20 protein-coding genes and 2 tRNA genes are annotated in these 18,117 nt (G+C 48.1%); 6 read left to right on the forward strand and 16 right to left on the reverse strand.

Annotated elements, in window-relative coordinates; translation table 11 throughout:
* Positions 1–57: 57 nt before the first annotated feature.
* Together RWM02_RS00005 and RWM02_RS00010 are read left to right on the forward strand one after the other, a co-directional pair.
* Positions 58–133, forward strand: a tRNA-Lys gene (locus RWM02_RS00005).
* A gap of 20 nt (positions 134–153) precedes the next feature.
* A tRNA-Glu gene (locus tag RWM02_RS00010) sits at positions 154–228 on the forward strand.
* A gap of 359 nt (positions 229–587) precedes the next feature.
* On the opposite strand, the gene RWM02_RS00015 is transcribed toward RWM02_RS00010, so the two are convergent.
* Genes RWM02_RS00015 through RWM02_RS00025 form a run of 3 tightly spaced genes read right to left on the reverse strand, consistent with a single transcriptional unit; the run spans position 588 to position 4,766 of the window.
* Entirely contained in the window at positions 588–2,504 is a 1,917-nt protein-coding gene (locus RWM02_RS00015) for a DEAD/DEAH box helicase (protein ID WP_314068101.1), read from the reverse strand.
* A complete protein-coding gene (locus RWM02_RS00020) occupies positions 2,494–3,717 on the reverse strand; it encodes a M16 family metallopeptidase (protein WP_314068103.1) in 1,224 nt (407 codons plus the stop codon). The genes RWM02_RS00015 and RWM02_RS00020 overlap by 11 nt, the downstream gene beginning before the upstream one ends.
* A complete protein-coding gene (locus RWM02_RS00025; protein ID WP_314068105.1) occupies positions 3,717–4,766 on the reverse strand; it encodes a dehypoxanthine futalosine cyclase in 1,050 nt (349 codons plus the stop codon). Before RWM02_RS00025 ends, RWM02_RS00020 begins: the two co-directional genes overlap by 1 nt.
* A 335-nt stretch (positions 4,767–5,101) precedes the next feature.
* Between RWM02_RS00025 and RWM02_RS00030 the strand changes: the two genes are divergently transcribed.
* Complete coding sequence (locus tag RWM02_RS00030; RefSeq protein ID WP_314068108.1) at positions 5,102–5,473, forward strand: putative periplasmic lipoprotein; 372 nt, start codon at positions 5,102–5,104, stop codon at positions 5,471–5,473.
* A gap of 96 nt (positions 5,474–5,569) precedes the next feature.
* On the opposite strand, the gene RWM02_RS00035 is transcribed toward RWM02_RS00030, so the two are convergent.
* The 3 genes from RWM02_RS00035 to RWM02_RS00045 all read right to left on the reverse strand — a co-directional run bounded on the left by RWM02_RS00035 (position 5,570) and on the right by RWM02_RS00045 (position 7,463).
* Positions 5,570–6,076, reverse strand: coding sequence for an endonuclease V (locus RWM02_RS00035; protein WP_314068110.1), 507 nt, complete (start codon positions 6,074–6,076; stop codon positions 5,570–5,572).
* 71 nt (positions 6,077–6,147) lie between these two features.
* Complete coding sequence (locus RWM02_RS00040; protein ID WP_314068113.1) at positions 6,148–6,546, reverse strand: NfeD family protein; 399 nt, start codon at positions 6,544–6,546, stop codon at positions 6,148–6,150.
* Positions 6,543–7,463 (reverse strand): SPFH domain-containing protein, encoded by a 921-nt coding sequence (locus RWM02_RS00045; RefSeq protein WP_009493831.1) that lies wholly within the window; start codon positions 7,461–7,463, stop codon positions 6,543–6,545. Before RWM02_RS00045 ends, RWM02_RS00040 begins: the two co-directional genes overlap by 4 nt.
* Positions 7,464–7,570: 107 nt before the next feature.
* On the opposite strand from RWM02_RS00045, the gene RWM02_RS00050 reads away from it, so the two are divergent.
* Together RWM02_RS00050 and RWM02_RS00055 are read left to right on the forward strand one after the other, a co-directional pair.
* On the forward strand, positions 7,571–8,017 hold the full coding sequence (locus RWM02_RS00050; RefSeq protein ID WP_314068117.1) for a copper resistance protein NlpE N-terminal domain-containing protein: 447 nt from the start codon (positions 7,571–7,573) through the stop codon (positions 8,015–8,017).
* A gap of 38 nt (positions 8,018–8,055) precedes the next feature.
* Entirely contained in the window at positions 8,056–9,258 is a 1,203-nt protein-coding gene (locus RWM02_RS00055) for an MFS transporter (protein ID WP_314068119.1), read from the forward strand.
* A 134-nt stretch (positions 9,259–9,392) separates the two neighbouring features.
* On the opposite strand, the gene RWM02_RS00060 is transcribed toward RWM02_RS00055, so the two are convergent.
* The 10 genes from RWM02_RS00060 to RWM02_RS00105 all read right to left on the reverse strand — a co-directional run bounded on the left by RWM02_RS00060 (position 9,393) and on the right by RWM02_RS00105 (position 17,180).
* Positions 9,393–10,199, reverse strand: coding sequence for a CheR family methyltransferase (locus RWM02_RS00060; RefSeq protein WP_185898570.1), 807 nt, complete (start codon positions 10,197–10,199; stop codon positions 9,393–9,395).
* Positions 10,192–10,755 (reverse strand): CheB methylesterase domain-containing protein, encoded by a 564-nt coding sequence (locus RWM02_RS00065; protein WP_122874158.1) that lies wholly within the window; start codon positions 10,753–10,755, stop codon positions 10,192–10,194. Before RWM02_RS00065 ends, RWM02_RS00060 begins: the two co-directional genes overlap by 8 nt.
* Before the next feature lie 270 nt (positions 10,756–11,025).
* Complete coding sequence (locus tag RWM02_RS00070; protein ID WP_314068126.1) at positions 11,026–11,214, reverse strand: hypothetical protein; 189 nt, start codon at positions 11,212–11,214, stop codon at positions 11,026–11,028.
* A 74-nt stretch (positions 11,215–11,288) separates the two neighbouring features.
* On the reverse strand, positions 11,289–11,558 hold the full coding sequence (locus tag RWM02_RS00075; protein WP_002953476.1) for a FlhB-like flagellar biosynthesis protein: 270 nt from the start codon (positions 11,556–11,558) through the stop codon (positions 11,289–11,291).
* Between the two features lie 2 nt (positions 11,559–11,560).
* Positions 11,561–13,258, reverse strand: a complete 1,698-nt coding sequence (gene fliK / locus RWM02_RS00080; protein ID WP_314068130.1) for a flagellar hook-length control protein FliK — start codon at positions 13,256–13,258, stop codon at positions 11,561–11,563.
* A 30-nt stretch (positions 13,259–13,288) separates the two neighbouring features.
* Complete coding sequence (locus RWM02_RS00085; RefSeq protein ID WP_314068133.1) at positions 13,289–14,485, reverse strand: MFS transporter; 1,197 nt, start codon at positions 14,483–14,485, stop codon at positions 13,289–13,291.
* The gene (locus tag RWM02_RS00090) at positions 14,475–15,137 is read right to left on the reverse strand and encodes a potassium transporter TrkA (protein WP_314068135.1); all 663 of its coding nucleotides are present in this window, start codon (positions 15,135–15,137) and stop codon (positions 14,475–14,477) included. Before RWM02_RS00090 ends, RWM02_RS00085 begins: the two co-directional genes overlap by 11 nt.
* Entirely contained in the window at positions 15,134–15,412 is a 279-nt protein-coding gene (locus RWM02_RS00095; RefSeq protein ID WP_314068137.1) for an AtpZ/AtpI family protein, read from the reverse strand. Before RWM02_RS00095 ends, RWM02_RS00090 begins: the two co-directional genes overlap by 4 nt.
* Positions 15,412–16,827, reverse strand: a complete 1,416-nt coding sequence (gene hemL / locus RWM02_RS00100; RefSeq protein ID WP_314068140.1) for a glutamate-1-semialdehyde 2,1-aminomutase — start codon at positions 16,825–16,827, stop codon at positions 15,412–15,414. The genes RWM02_RS00095 and hemL overlap by 1 nt, the downstream gene beginning before the upstream one ends.
* Positions 16,824–17,180, reverse strand: a complete 357-nt coding sequence (locus tag RWM02_RS00105; RefSeq protein ID WP_314068142.1) for a c-type cytochrome — start codon at positions 17,178–17,180, stop codon at positions 16,824–16,826. Before RWM02_RS00105 ends, hemL begins: the two co-directional genes overlap by 4 nt.
* 82 nt (positions 17,181–17,262) lie before the next feature.
* Between RWM02_RS00105 and folD the strand changes: the two genes are divergently transcribed.
* Positions 17,263–18,114 (forward strand): bifunctional methylenetetrahydrofolate dehydrogenase/methenyltetrahydrofolate cyclohydrolase FolD, encoded by an 852-nt coding sequence (gene folD, locus RWM02_RS00110; protein ID WP_314068144.1) that lies wholly within the window; start codon positions 17,263–17,265, stop codon positions 18,112–18,114.
* The last annotated feature ends 3 nt before the right edge of the window (positions 18,115–18,117 follow it).

An 18,117-nucleotide genomic window follows, 5' to 3' on the forward strand; every position in this document is an offset into this window, starting at 1 on the left:
AATGCCGCCCTGTCACGGCGGAGGTCGCGGGTTCGAGCCCCGTCCGCTGCGCCATTTGCCTCGTTAGCTCAGTTGGTAGAGCATATCACTCTTAATGATGGGGTCGTAGGTTCGAGCCCTACACGGGGCACCACGATTTATTTTATCATTGTTGGCCCTTTCGTCTAGCGGTTAGGACACCAGCCTCTCACGTTGGTAACACGAGTTCGATTCTCGTAAGGGTCACCAATCCGCTTTTAAATTTACTACTTCGCTTTTTAAGTTGCCTTGCATAAAAACCATATTTCAATATGAGCGCAAATTAGTAATCTCTAGCTTTTATAAAAAGTCACAACCGCAAGCATTTAATTTCATGCCAATTCTCTTTTTAATAATCCGCAAAAAAGCAATAATAAACCATGCAATCACGGGAGCTTTAATTGGGTTAAAAACACTCCAAAAAACTATCTGTAAATTTGTTTCAAGTAAATTTTAAAAATCATAAAATTCTGAACGCAATTTTTTACCGATTTTATTTCAAATTTAAAAATAAACAGAGAAATACTCAAGCAAGCAGCCAAATTTTGCCGACTCAACGGCAAATTTAGCTAAATCCCAAGCCTATCCTTCGCCGCTTGCGTGATCTCCTCTTCGTAGTCGTAGTATTCAAACGTCGCGCCGTGCTGAAACGCGCCGTTTAGGATGTCGCCGCTTTGGCGATTTTTGAGGTCTATCTCAGCGATCTTAAAGCCGTCCAGCGTCTCGCAAAACTCCCTCAGGCGCGACGGCGGATTTTTGAGCTTTGTAAATAAAAAGCAAAATCCGCTCCCGCCGTTTCGCCCTACTCGTCCGCGCAGCTGATGCAGGCTCGCTAGTCCTAGCCTTTCCGCGCCCACTATCACGATCGTGCTAAGCCTTGGCAGCGAGATACCGACCTCGACCACCGTAGTCGACAGTAGCACGTCGCCGCACTCGCGAAATTCGCGCAGTACTTGCTCTTTTTCTTTGTCCTTGCCGTGCGTTACGTAGACGTTGGCAAAATTTGCCCGCCAAAACCCCTGTGCTTCCTCTAGCCCCTGATAGTTCGAGCTTTCGCTGACCTCCACGAGTGGATATATCACGGCGACTTGCTTGCCTTTAGCGATTTGCGATTTGATATGTGCCAGTAACTCGCCAAAATCCGCACTTTGTAAAATTTGCGTATGGATGTGCTTTTCAAAAGGCATTTGCCGCAGGAAACTAAACTCCGCGAAGCTGCTTTGTATCATGCTTAGCGTGCGCGGGATCGGCGTCGCCGAAAACTGCACGACGTGAGCCTTGGTCTCATCCGCTATTTTTGCTTGCCGGTTTTTTGGCACTTTTACAGTCAAATTTGCATGCTCGCCGCCATCAAATTTAACCTCAAATTCACCGTCTGCTTCGTCAAGCTGCGGGTCTCGCCCAAGTCCTCCGCTAGCTAGAGCATTGATTTTCTCACGTTGATTCGAGCCGAAACGGTGCTGCTCGTCTATCATCACCAAAGGAGCAGATGGCAAGCTTTGATATAGCAAAACATGCGTACCGATAATGAGATTTACGCCGTCAAATTCGGGCTTGTCGCCGCTTTTAACAAGCAAAACACGCATAAAATCAGGTAGCAAACGCTCTGCCTCGGCGTAAATTTGCTCGGCTAGTATCGATGTCGGCACCATGATAAGCGCAGGGCCGGGATAGACGCTAAGCGCGGCGGCTAGCATCACAAGAGTCTTGCCGCTGCCGACATCACCCATCACGACGCGCCGCACCGCCTCCTCGCCGCTAAAGTCCGCGCGCAAATCGGCGATAGCGTTTAGCTGGTCGGAAGTCGGCGCAAACGGCAAATTTTTAAGCCACTCCGAGATATCAAAAAGATTGATTTTAGGCGCTTTAAAGTGAGTTTTTTTGGCGTTTAGCTTTTTTAGGTAGTTGTAAATTTCTACGAATTTTAGCACCTCTTCGCCCGCTTTTTCTCGCACGAGTGCGTCCAGCATCGCCACGCTTTTTTCGTCTCCTCGGTGTAGGCCTAGCAAAAACTCAGCCTCCTTAGGCGCGAGTCCCGCCTCAAGTAAATTGGGCAAATTTACGTATTTTTGGACCAAATTTTTAAACGAATCGTCTCTGAGAGAGAGCTTGTATTTGGGTATGATTTCGTTTATTTTCGTGACGATTTTGGGATTGGTTAGCTGCCACGAGCCGTAGGCGTAGGCGCATTTGCCGCTCACAAACACGCTTTTGCCGACCTTAAATGCGCCGTGATGCCAAGGCTTGGCGTTAAAAATCACGATTTTGACGTTTTGCTCCCACGCCTCACACCAGCATACGGCATGCAGCATTCCGCCTTGGCGATACGCGCTTTTTATCTCTACGGCGACGCTCACGTGTCCGTCTTTTGGCGCGGCGGCCAGGCTTGTATCCTCGAAACTTTTAGGAAGCTTTAACGCTAGATCGAGCAGAGTGGTTACGCCGATTTTTTTTAGATTTATTCTGTCTTTTTCATCAAATTTCATTGTAAAGCACGGCAAAACTGAGCTTTTCTATCTCTGCGTGCTCCGCGATAAACGCGTTTAGCTCGGCAAGCTTTAGCTTCGAGATTTTTTCTAGCTCGTCTTTAAAATTTCCTAGTTTAAAGCCGTTATAAAACTCGCTCTGAGCGATGTTTAAGCGGTTAAAAAGCGTCTCTTGACGTAGCGGCTGCGAGCCTAGCAAAAATCTTTTAGCCTGCGCTAGCTCGCCTGCCTTTACGCCGTTTTTGACGAATTTTGCAAATTCGTCTTTCACGACCGCGACCGCCTCGCTCCTGCTTTCGTTTTTGGTTTGTAGGTAGCCCCAAATTTGCGAGTGGCTGAGCGCAAATTCACTCCTAGCATATGCCGAATACGCCAGCCCTCGCTTCACGCGGATCTCCTCCATCAGCCTACTGCCAAAGCCGCCTTCGCCCAAAATAAACGTCGCGACCTTGGCCTTATATCGCTCTTTGCTGGAAACGTCAAAAGGCGCGCCAAAGTAGATATAGGCTTGCTCGCTAGGTTTGATGATGGCTTTTTCGCCGCATTTTTCATCGGTTTTTAAAAGCCTTAGCTCGCGCGGCTCGCCAGCCTTTAGCGAGCTTAAAATCTCGTCTAAATTTAGCTCCCCAGGCGTCACTTCGCCGCCCAGCACTAAGAATAAATTTGCCAGATCAAGCTTGCTAGCGATAAAATTTTTAACGTCCTCTAGCGTGATACTCTCCACGCTTTGCTTCGTGCCGATACTTGGGCGCGCTAGATTCGTACCGGGATATAGCAGCCCGTTTAGCGCGACCCTAGCTAGATAGTCGTAGTCGCTCTCGTTGCTAGATATCTCGCCCAGAGTCAGAGTTCGCACCTTCTCAAAGCTTTTTTGGCTTAAATTCGGCTCCTCTAAAAGCTCTTTTAGCTTGGCGAGCGCAAAAGAAAAGTGCTCCTTTAGGCAGTTTAGCTCAAACGCAAAGGTCTCAAATCCAGCGCTCGCGTAAAGGCTAATCGCTCGCGTTTCAAGCTCTTTGGCAAAGCCCGCCGCGCCCTTGCTTAGCGTTCCTTCGTCAAAAATTTTAGCGACGAATTTAGCAAGCCCCGCTTTTTCCTCCGCACAAGCTCCGGCAACCTTGAAAATAAGCTTTAGGCTCACCGCTGGCAGGGTTTTGCTAGCCTCGTAAACGGTAGGGATTTGTAAATTTGCGGCTTTTAAATTTATGATTTTCATCAATAAAACCTTTCTAAAATGTCATAATTGGTATTGCGTTTGGCGGGTTTTTCCCCGATGTCTTTGATGAGGCGTATCATCTCGTCTTGATTCATACGGTAGCTAGCGCCCGCGGCCTTGACGACGTTTTCCTCCATCATCGTGCTGCCTAGGTCGTTTGCGCCAAACAGCAACGCCAACTGCCCGATGTAGCTGCCCTGCGTGACCCAGCTGCTTTGGATGTTCGGTACGTTGTCTAAAAACAGCCTAGAAACCGCAAGCAGGCGCAGATAGCGATTCGAGCTTTGCTTTTTGATCTCGGGACATTCGGCGGCTAGGCGCGTGTTTAGCCCCTGAAAACTCCACAAGATAAACGCTCTAAAGCCGCCTGTCTCATCCTGCAAGCTCCTGATATGATCCCAGTGCTCCACGATCTCGCGCGTGGTTTCGACGGTACCAAACATCATCGTAGCCGTCGTCTTTAGCCCCTCCTCGTGCGCCTCGCGGTGGATGCGCAGCCAAGTCTCTACGTCGCATTTTTTAGGCGCGATCATGTCGCGGACGCGGTCGCTAAGTATCTCGGCTCCGGCTCCTGGCATAGAGTAGAGCCCTTTTTCTCGCAGACGGCGTAGCGCCTCCCTGGTGCTGATGCGCGAGATCCTCGCGATATAGTCAATCTCGACCGCTGAAAATCCGTGAATCGTGATGCTTGGGTATTTTTTCGCGATAAACTCCACGAGATCCTCGTACCACTCGATTTTTAGTTTCGGATGTACGCCGCCTTGAAATAAAATTTGCGTCCCACCGATAACGATGAGCTCCTCGATCTTTTGCCCGATCTCCTCAAAGCTAAGAACGTAGGCATCCTCGTCTTTATGATCGCGGTAAAACGCGCAAAATTTACAGTCCACCCAGCACGCATTCGTGTAGTTGATGTTTCTATCCACGATAAATGTCGTGACGCCCTGTGGATGCAGCTCGCGTTTGCGCGTTAGAGCCATCGCTCCAAGCTCGTTTAGCTCGGCGTTCTCTATCAAATTTACCGCCTCGTCCACGCTTAGTCTATTCAAGTTTTTCCTTTAAATTTTTTACGCGAGTTTAGCGAAAAACGCTTTTATCTTTGATAAATTCACGTTTTTTAACGTCTTGCGGATATCGTTTCGCGCCTCAAAAAAGGAAAAGAAATAATTTTAAAATCCGCAAAAGACGCTTTCAAGCTAAAATTTAGCCTTTTGGCGCTAGCTGCGACGCTCCGCACTGTCACAGATAGTCGATCGCATAAAACCTAGAGTCAAATTTGCCGCAACCTTTAAATTTAACCCATTTTGTCGCCCGCTCAAATTTAACCCGATTTATAAAGCTTAAATTTGATAAAATCGCGAGACATTTTACCAAAGGAGAAAAGATGAAAAATTTAGTTTTAGCTGCGATTTTGGCGCTAGTTTTTGCAGGCTGCGCAGCAAACAAACCCGCTCCCGCCGAGCAAAACGCGCATGAGTACCGCCACGCTACGCAGACAAAAGACGCAAGCTGCCCGCATCACGGCATGGCAAACGCTAGCTGCGCCCAGTCTCACGGTGCAATGAAAGAGTGTCCTCATCACAGAAATCACGGAGCGGACAAAAATCTCGGCTGTAGCGGCGACTGCGCCAAATCAAAGCCGTGCCCAAAATGCGACGCAAAAGCGCAAGGCTGCGCGCAACATAAGGAGTGTGCCCATCACGACAAAAGCTGCGCAAGCGACGAAGCACACACCTGTCCTCATCACAAACACTAAAATTTAATGCGGTCAAGGTCAAATTTGATCGCATTTTCGCTCAAATTTACGCCTGCCGGCAGCATCAAAATCAAGTTAAATTTCGCTGCAAAGTAGTTAAATTTCGGTTTTAGTCTCGTCGTCTAAAATTTTAAGCAAGCTAGGCATCCTAAACTCGCCGCTCATCCCCTTTACTAGCCGCGCCGCTTCGTCTACATCCATACCGATCGCGCTAACAAAAAGCGGCCTTTTGCTACCGCCTCTGCAAATTTCTCTTACAAATTTGCAGCTACCTTTAAAAGGCGATTTGGCTACGCCCACGATCTGCACTCTGCGCTCCAAGCACTCGTATAAATGCCCGCCCAGACCGTATCCGCCCTCGTCGTCAAGGTAAACGAAACCGTCGATCACGATGAGCGAGATATCCCGCACATCCAAGTCTTGCAAAAGCGAGACGATGCACGGTAGCTCCCTTTTATAAAAGCTTCCGCTCTCATAGGGCGCTACGCCGTCCACTACTTTTGAGATGATTTTGAGCGGCTTTTCGTCGCTAAAGTTTTCAAACAAAACCCCTACGACTTTAGCCTTGTTTCCAGTATAGTACGCATCTACGGCAAGTTTCATCGTTATCTTTAAATTTGAGCGGCAAAAGGCGGCTTAGATTTAAAACACTCGGCCGCCTCAAAAGCTTAAATTTAATCCCTCTCCAAAACGACTTTATTGCCTTTGGTGCCAAGCACGCGCACCTTTGCGCCTTCGGCTAAATTTCCGTCGTAGCGCCACAAAGTACCTTTAAAATAAACCATGCCCTCTCTGATCTCGCCCTCGCCGCTCTCGTTTAAAAAATCATCCTTAACTTCGCTTTCATGCTGGTTAAATTTAGCCTTTAGCGGCTTTCTGAGCGCAAAAAGCAGGACTAGCGAGATGATAGCGATAAGTAAAATTTGATACTCCCAAGCAATATCGACGAAAAATCCCAAAAATCCGACCGCCAAAAATCCAAGCCCGAAAAATAGCACGAAAAAGCTGCCCAGCATAAACTCGAGCATGATTAACCCCACGCCCGCAGCCAGCATCAAGTACGCGGGTATCATTTCGCCGCCCTAGCGCCCAAAAAGTCCTTCAAGACGCTTAGAGAGCCGATGAGCTCGGTCGCTTCGTAAGGGACTAAAATTTTATCTTTCGAGCCGTTTTTAGCTAGCTCGTTAAAGGCTCCTACGCGGTCGCGCGCGAGCAGGAACTCGGCTGCTTTGGCGTTTTGCGCCATGCTTTCGTTTATCATATCCATCGCCTCTTTTTGAGCCGTCGCTAGCGCGATTTGCTCGTATTTTTTCGCATCGGCCATACGCTCGATGGCTTCGGCTTGCAATACTTTTTCTTGTTTTAACGCCTCGGCGTTGCGGATGAGCGCCTCTTTTTCAGCCTGAGCCTTTAGCTCGATCGCGCGTTTTTCGCGTTCGGCTTTCATTTGTAGATTCATCGCCTCTTCGATGCCGTGCGGGACGGAGATCTCGGAAATTTCGACGCGCATGATCTTTACGCCCCAGTTATCGGCGGCGTCTCCGAGCGCTCTTTGTAGTGCGGAGTTTAGGCGGTCGCGCGAGCTAAGCGTGTCATCGAGATTCATCGCGCCGATCTCGCCCCTTAGCGTGGTCATGGCCAAATTTGCGATCGCGCGCTTATAGCTATCGACGTTATACAGAGCCATTTTGCCGTCGACGACCTTTAAAAACACGATGCCGTCGACGCTGATATTTACGTTATCTTTGGTGATGACTTGCTGTTTCGTGATATCTACTAGCTGCTCTCTCACGGTGATCACGGCGCGGATCTGATCGACAAAAGGGATGATGATGTGAAATCCGCCGTCAAGCACCTTGTGAAATTTACCCAAACGCTCGACGATGTAAATATCCGACTGCGAGATAATCTTGATACCGGCTTTTAAAAACAAGACCGCAAAGGCCAGCACGACCACGGCAAATACGATAAACGGGATGCTCTCTTCCATAACTACTCCTTAAAATATTTTTCATAATTTTAGCCGCTTTTTGCTAAAATTTCGCCATTTTAGCGGAAATTTTTTAGTATAATTAGCCAAAATTTTAAGGATAAATCATGAAAAATATTTTATTTTTAGCCGCGGCTGCGATGATATTTGCGGGCTGTGTGACAGGCGGAAGCGCCGTAAATAACAAAAAATGCGGCGGCACGGAGGTTTTTGAAACGTGTGGTGCTGAAATAGATAAGGAAAATTTGATCGGAGTTTACGAGGCCAAGATACTTTGCGACGGATGTAGCGAAAACTCAAAAAGCACGCTAACGCTCAACACGGACGGGACGTTTAAAATCGACACCGTTTATCAAAAAAAGATCGCGCAAAGAGAGCTGCAAAATGGCAAATACGAGATAGAAGGCAACACTCTAAGCGTGACAAATCAATACCGCGAAAAGCTAAATTTCGAGATTAACGGCGATACGCTGCGCCAGATAAGCAACCAAAACAGCTTTATCAAAGAAAATTTCGCCCAGGAGCGCATCTACAAAAAGCTAGAAGCCAACTAAGCGGCGAATTTAGCGCTCAAATTTGACCCGAAGCTAAAATGAATAAATTTATCGATCTGCTAAAAACGCAGCCCGTTTTCGCGCGCCTCTCGCTCATACAACTGATTTGCTATTTCGGCGTTTGGTTCTCGCACACGGGCATTTTTACGCTACTTATCGAGCTTGACGCGCCCGTTTGGGCTATCACGGCGGCGGCTGCGTTAGCTTTCGTGCCGGGCGTGCTGCTATCGCCTTTTAGCGGTATCGTGGTGGATAAATTTAGCCCCAAACCTATGCTAATAGCGCTCACGGTCGTAGAGATGGTGACGGTTTTTATGCTCGTTTTTATCGACAAACTCTCCTTGATGTGGCTGCTATTTGCGATAATATTTATCAGAGTCGGGGCCGGTGGAACGTATTTTCAGGTCGAGATGAGCCTGTTTCCCAAAATTTTAAACAAAGACGAGATAAAAACCGCAAACGAGATCCACTCGCTCATCTGGGCCTTTTCATACACCGCAGGCATGGGGCTAGCTGGCATTTATATCCATTTTTTCGGGATCAAAAGTGCCTTTTTGCTTGACTGCGCTCTTTACGCAGTAGCGCTTATCGTCCTGCTTAAAACGGATATCGCTGTGCGTGCCAAAAAAGGCGGCGAAAAAGTCCGCGAGATGCTAAAAAACGGCCTAAAATACGTAAAACAAAGTCCCCTCATCGCGCATCTCATCATGCTACACGCGGTGGTGGGCGCGACTAGTTACGACGCGCTCGTGGCTCTGCTAGCCGACTATCCGTACGCGGGTCTGCTCTCGGCATCGCTCATCATCGGCTATATAAACGCCTGCCGCGCCGTCGCCCTTATCATAGGCCCGCTCGTGCTTAGCAAATTCGTCTCAAACTCCAACCTAGTCTATATCTACGTCGGCCACGGGCTTGGCGTCATCGCGTGGAGCGCGCTTCAGTTCAACTTCTATATCGGATTTATCGGGATTTTCTGCGCGGGATTTTTTACCTCGACGCTTTGGAGCTACACCTACACGCTCATCCAGCAAAAGTGCGATCCTGCATTTTACGGCCGCATCATCGCCTATAACGATATGGTTTATCTGGGCGTCGCGGCGGTGATTTCTAGCGGTATAGGTTTGCTTTTTGAGCTTGGGCTTAGCCTCTCGCTGATCACGGCGCTGATAGGCTGTATATTTTTTGCCGGAGCGATTTATTGGATATTCGTGCGTAAAATTTATAAAGACGAACTAGCGTAATTTTACTCTACGGCGCGGGTTTGGCAAGGCAAATTTAAACGCACAAATTTACCGTCCGCGGTCAAAAACATAGCCGTCCGCTCGCGTCAAATTTAAGCAAATTTGAGCCGAATTTGATCTCAAATTTATCTCGCTCAGGCCTTAGCGTAATAAGTCGTTCCGTTTGAAATATGCTTTTTATAAAGCGTCGTAAACGGCACCAAATCGGCGTGTCCGACGTAGAGCCTGCCGTGATCGCTCAAAATTTTATGAAAGCGCTCGACCGTTTTTAGCTTAAATTCCTCGTTAAAATAAATCATCATATTTCGCGAGAAAATGATGTCGAATTTGCCGAGCTTAAAGATCGCGTCGTCAAAGATATTTGCCACGCTAAACTCGCATCTAGGCAGCATCTCGCGCTTGATTTCGTACTTGCCGTCGCGTTTTGTGAAGTAGATATTTTTTTGATTGTCGTTTAAGCGGTGCAAGGAGCGCTCGTTATAAACGCCCTTTTTACAGCTATCGATAGCCTCTGAGTTTATGTCGATACCCACGATGCTCACGCGGTTTACGTCAAGCAAATTTGAGTGCGCGAGCATACCTAGCGAGTACGCCTCATCGCCCGTCGAGCACGGCGCGCACAGTATCCGCACGCTATCAAGCTCCTCTCTGGCGTAGTAGATCGCGGCTTGTAGCTGCGGCAACTCTCTATAAAAATAAGTCTCGTTCGTGGTGATCAAATTTACGATTTCTTGCCTCATAAAGCGGTCTACGACGACTTTTGAACTTAGGGCTTCAAAGCTTGAAATTCGGTTTGCTTGGCAGAAATTTATTAGGCGCTGCTTTATCATGTCCTTTTTGGACTCCAGGTCCACGCCGCACATATTTTTGATGACTTCGACGAATTTATTCAGCCCCGCCGCATCGCTAGGAGCGGGCGTCAAATTTGCATTTTCAAGCATGTAAAAACCTTTCTAGTTCCGCTCTTATACCGCCGATGGGTAGCGACCTTAAATTTGCGTTGATTTCTTTCGCGCGCTTTGGCATGCCGTAGACGATCGCGCTCTCCTCGTTTTCGGCGACGCATTTAGCGCCCGCTTTGTATAGCTCGTTTAGTCCGCGCGCGCCGTCGTCGCCGATGCCAGTTAGCAGGATCGCCATGACGTCGGCAAACTTACAAGCCTGCACGCCGGAGTGAAAAAGCACGTCTACGTTGGGGTTGTACGTGGTCTCCTTTGCCGGCGAGCACATGCCGGCCATGAGGGGGCTAGCAGAGATTATCTCCGAGTTTTTTTCGCAGATATATATCGCGCTTTTTAGCTGCGTGGGCGCGCCAAGCATCAACACCTCCGCCGCGCACTCCTTGTCAAACTGCGAGATAAAACTGGGGATAAAAGCCAGGCTCATATGCTGCGCGATAACGACGCTAGCTCCGTTTAGCTCAAGCCCTTTAAAAAGCCTTTTTAAATGTCCCGGACCGCCCGTCGAGGCGCCGACTAAGACCAGTTTTTGTTTCAAAATTTATTCCGTTTTTTGAGTTAATTTTACGGCTATTTTATCTTTATTTATATTAAATTTAGCTATAAGGCAAAATACATAAAATAGTGCAAATAATTTTATGATAACTGGATGCTGCGGTAAATTTTGGATGATATTTTAATGCCTGCGGCGGCGGCGGAATAGTCGTCAAATTTTACTTTAAACTCGGCGTTTATATCTAAATTTTATGCGTTTTATTGTATTTATCTTCAAATTTACGGCTTTTTGCTACGAGATTTCCGCCAAATTTTACTTGATAGCAGGCGGTTTTATCTTCTTTAGATGAGGCTCTTTTTTATGGTGCGTTACCGCTTTTTCTAGCGCGTGTTTCGGATAGTTTGCGCCTTTTGAGCCGTTACCGCTAGCAAAAACTAGAGCCGAAAATAAGATCAACAAAGGCAAGGCTAAAATCGCTATTATCCCGACCGTCTTTTTCATTTAAATTTCCTAGTTCGCGCTCAAATTTACGCTTGCAATCAGCCTGCTCTCGCTTCTATTTTGCCGCAGGCGCCCTACTTTTTATTCGTCATTTGATACAAAAAGCTAAAGATTTCGGCGACTGCTTTATAGAGATTTGGCGGGACTTCCTCGTTTAGATCGACCTTACTTAGAACCTCGACCAGATCGGCGTCCTCTTTGATCGGGATATCGTGAGATTTGGCTAGGTTTATGATATTTTTCGCCACTTCGCCCGAACCCGTCGCCAGCACTTTTGGGGCATTATCTTTTTGGCGGTTGTAGCCAAGAGCCACGGCTTTTTTAGTTTTTTGCACTTTTGCCAAATTTACGCCTTTTTATCAAAGCCCATATCAAGCTTATCCAGACCGCCGTAAACGCCGCCAAGGCGCAGTTTAGGCATAGTTTTTAGACTAAAATTCGACACTATCAAGCCCTGTTCGCCGATAGCCCTTTTTAGCTCCTTCGCGCCGCTTAAGATGAGCTCCTTAAACTCCTCTTTTTGCGTCGCGATCGCAAGGTCGATGTATTTGTTTTCGCTAAGCGCTACCATGATATTGATTTGCCCGAAATTTTGAAAATTTAGATCGATTTGCGCGTAGTGTTTTTGCTTTTTGCCCTGTTTAAACCTGATATTTCCGCCCTCAACGCCCTCCCAGACGTACGGCAGATAGGTCTGCACGCCGCCTGCTACTGCGGAGGCTAGCTGGTGCATCTCGATTTGGGCTAGCAGCTTTGAGGCGGCGTCTTTTACAGGGCTAGCGTCGGGAGACTTTGACTGTATGTTTAAAAGCGCGCTTTTTACGTCGTTTTGCAGCAGCTTTGCCGTCTCTTCGGCACTTTTTGGCGTCACGGCGCCAAGCTCGGCGCGAGCGATGTTTTGCTGTTTTATCAGCTTGCTGACTTCATCTAAGCTATTTTTTGCTTCAAAGCCCGCTTTATCGGCGATTTGCAGGGCAAAATTTAGCTTTCTAGCCGCATTTTGCAGCTTGTCTTGCAAAGTCGTACCTTCGCTTCCATCCGCGCCGTCTCGGACGATTTTTTGCGCGAAATCGTTAAATTTATCCTGCGAGCCTGCAAGCGCGCTAAGCTCGTCCGTTAGCTCTTTTACCGCGCTTTTTAGCTCGGCCAAATTTAGAGCAAAGCCCCTGTTTTGACTTAGCTTTTCGCTGTTTAAATTTTGCATTTTTTCGCCCGCGCTTGCCAGCAGCTGCGAGATTTTATTTAGCTCGTTGTTTAGCGTTTTTTCGTTTAGGCTTAGTCCGCTGCTACTCATCGCGTTTGCCTGTTTATCCATAAATTTAGCTGCGTTTTCGAGTTTATCCGCGATCTCAAAAAGCTGTTTAAAAGGCGAGCCGGCTAGCGTATCCTTGGCTGCGGTTTTAGCGTTTTGTAAAATTTGATCAAGCTTAGCAAAGCTTTCGTTCGTACTTAGGCTGTCATCCTTAGTAAGTGTTGAAATTTGCTCCAAAAGCTGCTGATTCGAGAGATTTTTTATATCGCCAAACAGCTTATTTATCGCGCTGGGTAGGTTAAATTTGCCGTTTAGCGCCTCTTTTAAATTTGCCTCTAGCATGATGCCCGAGCTTTTTATCTGTTCGTTTAGAGGCGCGTTTTTTAGATCGGCGACCGGTTTTAAAAACTCCTTTAGCTTGAGTGCAAATTCCTTTAGATCGGGCTCGTTTTCGGCAAGCGCGACGAGGCTTTTCATGTCTTTTGCGAGATTTGGCGAAAGTTGCAGATTTTTTGCCTGAGCGGCTAGCTCTTTGGCCTGCGCCGGACTTGATTTTAGCTCGTTTAAAAGCTTATTTACGAGCTTATCTAGATCCTTTACGGCGTTATCTGCGGCCTCGGAGTCCAAATTTTGCGCAGGCGCGGGCTGATTTTTAAAAAGATTTTTGGTTTCGCCCGCCTGACCCGTCTGTCCGGCGCCTGGGCCGCCGGGTCCGCCCGTTTTAGGCAGAGCGCCGCTGACTGCGGCCTGGGTTGCGATTTGCGAACTTACTGAGTTGCTTACTGATTCCATACGGCTATATCGTCAAATTTGAGATTTTCATTAGCTATTTGCCATCGTGCCGGGACTATGTTCAAAGTCGCTTCTGCTTTCAAGCGGAACGGTTTTTTGCGTGAAGCAAAACGCAATGAGAAACGCAAGCAGCGCCACGTAAACCCACATAAAGCCGTCAAAGCCTAAAATTTGCATGCTAGCGCCCATTATCACGGACGAAAGAAGCGAGCCGAAAGAGTAGCTAAAAAGTACGGCGCGCCCTACTTCGATGCCTTGATTTTTGTGCTTTAAAACGTCGTTGGCGCGAGCAAGCGATAACGCGTAGAGGCAAAAAGCGCCAGAACCCAAAAAAAACGACAAAACGTACTGTGCGTAGATAGAGGGCTTAAGCGCCAAAAAACAAATAGCCGCAAATAGCGACACGCCCGCGCAGCACATTATCGCGGGGCGGCGACCGAATTTATCCGAAAAACCGCCGATGAGAGAGTGGGCGATAAAGCCGCCCGCCATCGCGACGGTCATAAAAAACGAAACCTCCCTCGCGCCGTATCCTTGCAGCAGGATATAAACGCTAGCCATCGTAAAAAAGCCGTTTATGAGGATGCCCGCTACGATGCTGGTAATGAGCGCCAAAGGCACGAGCGCAAAGACCCTCGGGATCGAGACGCTCTTTTTTTCGGGGATAGGCGGCTCTTTGATGCGGATTAAATTTAAAGGAATACTCGAAAACAAAATAAACGCCGCACTAAGCAAAAGCACGTGCGAAGTGGATAAATTTAGCGATAGCACGAGGATGCCCAGCCCAAAACATACGTAAAACGTGATCTCGTAAAATGCCAGTACTCGCGAGCGCACTTCGTTTCTAGCGCGCGCGTTGAGCCAGCTTTCGATTATCATTAAAATCGAGTAGTAGCAAAAACCCAAACACCCGCGCAAAAAGGCCCAAAAGTAGAGATTTTGGCTAAGGTCGTGAAACATCGCCGCGATACCAAAAAGCGACGCAAATATCCCAAAGCTTCTTATGTGGCCGACTTTTGAGACGATTTTATGTGAAAATATCGTAGCTATCATAGCTCCAACGAAAAATACCGCGATGACAAATCCCGTTTCTAGCTCGTCCGCGCCCATTTTTTTTAGCTCGACGCCCGCAGAGCTGATGATGAGGCCGTTTCCCACAAACAAAAACGCCATCCCCACAAATAGTGCAAACATCGATCTGATCGTTAGTATCGAGCTATTTCTCATTGCTTTTTACTCCATATATCAAAGCGCCCGCAGGCATCGCCGCAAGCGCGATCAAAAACGCGGCGATATCGAGGTTGTCGTGCCTTTTTAGCACTAAAAATCCGACGACCAAAACCGCATACGCGATCAGCCGAAAAGGCACGAATGCGGTAAAATAGTTGGGCGAATTTTGCTTTAAATTACGCGCGAAATTTTGCTTTTTTGAGGGCTTAGTTTCGTTATTTTGATTTGATTCGTTTAAATTTGACTCGTTTGCCCGGCTTAAATTTGACCCACCGCTTTGGCCTGCGTCGTTTAAATTTTGCTCGTCAAATTTAGCCCGCTCGTTTTCGTCGTTTAAATTTAACCCATCCAGACGCTTAGCATCTTCGCGGTGCGGGTCATGCCTGTAAAATTTAGCCTCCGCAGGACGATCGGGAAACTCCTCGTGATTTTCGCCCCATTCGTCTATGTCGTCCTCTGCGGAGGCGTCATAGTCTCGCACTCCGTTTTCTACGCGTTTTTTGTATGCTCTAAATGTCGCGGCCAGCACCAAAAGCGAGCCCGCAAACGCGACCTGCGAGCTGTAAAACCACGCGCGGCCGAATACCGCCGAGCCCAGCAATAGCAAAGCCTCAAACGCACCGTAAACGGCAAGGAGCTTGAAATTCACTCATCGTCCTCGTCGTCGTCTTTCGCGAGTTTAAATTTACCTTTGTCTTTTAGCTCGTCAAGGCTTTTTATCTGCGCGTCGTAGGCCTTTTTGACGTTTAGCGCGGCTGCAGCGATACCGACGGCGACGCCCGCAAAAAGCGTCCACGTCCAGCCCGTTTCCCTCATCGCCCAGTAGCCAAACCCGGCCCCGATAGCAAGCGCTACGACGATAGATATGCCCAGGCTTAGCTGCTCGGCGCCCTTTACGACGTCGCCCAAATTTATCTTTGCCATTAGGCAAATCCCCAGCTATTTTTCATGCGCTCTTGTATCGCTTCGCGCTCTTTTCTAGCCTCTTTTAGACGCTCTTCCAGATCGGCGATCCTTGCTTTTACCTCGCGCATCTCCTCGTTCTCGCTAGCGCTCTCCGCAGCTATCTCGGCAAAGCTCTCGTCTGCGGCCTTAACGGCAAATTTGATATCGTCCTCGCTCATCGTGTCGCAGATAAAGCCCGTCTCAAACTGGCTAGGCGCTAGATAAACGCCTTTTTTAAGCATTTTGGCGTGAAATTTAGCGTAAAGCTTAACGTCGCTTTTTAGCGCGTCGTCGTAGTTTTTGACCTCGTTTGCCGTAAAGAAAAATCCAAACATCGAGCCTCTCACCGTCGTTTGCAGCGCGATGCCGTGCTTAACGGCGACGCTTTTTAGTCCGTGAGCAAATAGCACGGCTAGCTTATTTAGGCGGTCATAAAGCTCGTTGTCGGCAAAAATTTTACTTAGGCTTGCGATGCCTGCAGCCATAGCTACGGGATTGCCGCTTAGCGTACCGGCCTGATATACGGCGCCTTCGGGACTTAGGCAGTCCATGATAGCAGCCTTACCGCCAAACGCAGCCGCCGGGCAACCGCCGCCGATAACTTTACCAAACGTCACTAGATCGGCCTCGATACCGTTAAATTCGAACGATCCGTGTCTGCTCGCTCGAAATCCGCTCATAACTTCGTCAAATATCAGCACCGCGCCGTTTTCGTCGCAAAGACGTCTAAGCTCGCTCAAAAACTCGTTATCGGCAGGCACTAGACCCATATTTCCAGCGATCGGCTCGATTATCAGCGCGCCGATTTTGCCTCTATTTGCCTCAAATATCGCCCTCACGCTTTCTATATCGTTATAACGCGCCAGATACGTGTTTTTCACAACGTCCGCGGGTACTCCGCCGCTTGAAGCATTGCCGTACGTCGTCGCGCCGCTACCTGCTTTTACCAAAAGCGCGTCGCTGTGTCCGTGGTAGCAGCCTTCAAATTTTATCAGTCCGTCCTTGCCGCTAAAGCCCCGCGCTACGCGTATCGCGCTCATCGTGGCTTCGGTGCCCGAGCTTACGAAGCGCACCTTTTCTACGTTTTTAAACTCGTCGCAGATTAGTTTGGCTAGCTTCGTTTCCAAATTTGACGGAGCGCCAAAGCTTAGTCCCTTTTTAGCCGTCGCTATCACCGCGCTCTCGATATCAGGGTCGCAATGCCCGAAAATGAGCGGCCCCCAGCTCTGGATAAAGTCTAGATAGCGATTTCCCTCGATATCGACTAGATACGCGCCCTCGCCGCGGTCCACCACAAACGGCTCGCCGCCTACGCTGCCAAACGCGCGAACGGGCGAATCTACGCCGCCCGGGATATATTTTTTAGCCAGCCCGAAAGCTTCTTTGTTAGTCATTTTTTATCCTTGTTGAAATTTATAACGTATTCGTAAAGCAAATTTATCTCTTCGTCGGTTAGAAAGTAACTAGGCATCACGCTTCTAGCGCTTAGCACGCCCTCTTTAAACGTTTCAAAATCAAGATTATTTATCCTGGGCGCTCTTAGCTCGTCGTCGATGACCTGCTTGGTTTTTTTATCGAAATGTCTATATTTTGATATGAGCGAGCCCTCGCCGCCCTTGCCGTGACACTTGTCGCAGCCGATGCCGCGCGGGTTTTGATAGAGCATCTTTGCGTATTCGTTTTTTGTGATAAAATCGCTCGCAAACACCGCACCGCAAAGTAGCCCTGAAATCAGCCAAATTTTCATAAAATCTTTCGCTTTTTCGTAAATTTAATCTAAAATTAGCTATCATACAATCTTTGCGATTAAAAAGTAATAAAGGACGAAAATGACGATATTAGACGGCAAAAACGTAAGCGCGCAGGTGAAAGAAAGAGTAAAAAACGAGGCGCTAAATTTGAAAAATCAAGGCATAGAGCCTGCGCTTGCGGTGATACTAGTGGGCGAGGATAAAGCCAGCCAAACCTACGTCGCGGCAAAAGAAAAAGCCTGCATAGCCTGCGAGATAAAAAGCGTGATGCACCGCCTGAGCGAATCCACGACGCAAAGCGAGCTAATCGCGCTAATAGACGTGCTAAATTTAGACGACGGCATCGACGGCATCCTAGTTCAGCTGCCGCTACCAAAGCATATAGATACGAATAAAATTTTAGAAACCATTAGCCCCGCAAAAGACGTGGACGGCTTTGCCGCGATAAACGTCGGCAAGCTAGCTAGCGGACTTGACGGCTTCGTACCGTGCACGCCGCTAGGCATAATGGAAATTTTTAAAGCATACGATATAAATTTAGAGGGCAAAAACGCCGTCGTGATCGGACGCAGCAACATCGTGGGCAAACCTATGGCAAATCTACTGCTAAACTCCAACGCGACCGTAACCGTGACGCATAGCAAAACGCGAAATTTAAAGGAAATTTGCGCGGGTGCCGATATCCTCGTAGCTGCTATCGGTAGGGCTGATTTCGTAACGGCTGATATGGTAAAAGAGGGCGCAGTCGTGATCGACGTAGGCATAAACCGCATGGACGACGGCAAGCTAAAAGGCGACGTCAAATTTGATGAGGTAGCTCCAAAATGCTCGTTTATAACTCCGGTTCCGGGAGGCGTAGGCCCGATGACTATCGCGATGCTGCTGTCAAACACCATAAAATCAGCCAAAAACCGCGTGAAAAAGGCATAAATT

The sequence above is a fragment of the Campylobacter showae genome, from assembly GCF_963515975.1.
GTDB classification, from domain to species: domain Bacteria; phylum Campylobacterota; class Campylobacteria; order Campylobacterales; family Campylobacteraceae; genus Campylobacter_A; species Campylobacter_A showae_F.